Here is a 376-nt window from a genome sequence, read left to right on the forward strand (position 1 = left end):
GATGAAGGAGGTCACCGTGCCGGGGGCGGGCAGGAAGTTGCGGCCCGGGTCCTCGCCGTTGATGCGGAACTCGAAGGAGTGGCCGCGTACCTGCGGGTCGTCGTAGCCGATGGCCTCGCCGTCGGCGATGCGGAACATCTCGCGGACCAGGTCGATGCCGGTGACCTCCTCGGTGACCGGGTGTTCCACCTGGAGGCGGGTGTTGACCTCGAGGAAGGAGATGGTGCCGTCGTTGCCCACCAGGAACTCCACCGTCCCCGCCCCGACATAGCCCGCTTCCTTGAGGATGGCCTTGGAAGCGGCGTAGAGCTGCGCCGTCTGCTCCTGGGTCAGGAACGGAGCCGGGGCTTCTTCGACCAGTTTTTGGTGGCGGCGT

General features: G+C 67.0%; 1 protein-coding gene. It reads right to left on the reverse strand.

Going from position 1 to position 376, the window contains the following annotated elements:
• On the reverse strand, positions 1-376 hold a 376-nt coding region (locus tag NQU54_RS48885), incomplete at both ends, for an ATP-binding protein (RefSeq protein ID WP_441005771.1).

It is taken from the genome of Streptomyces malaysiensis subsp. samsunensis (assembly GCF_024519315.1).
GTDB lineage: Bacteria > Actinomycetota > Actinomycetes > Streptomycetales > Streptomycetaceae > Streptomyces > Streptomyces malaysiensis.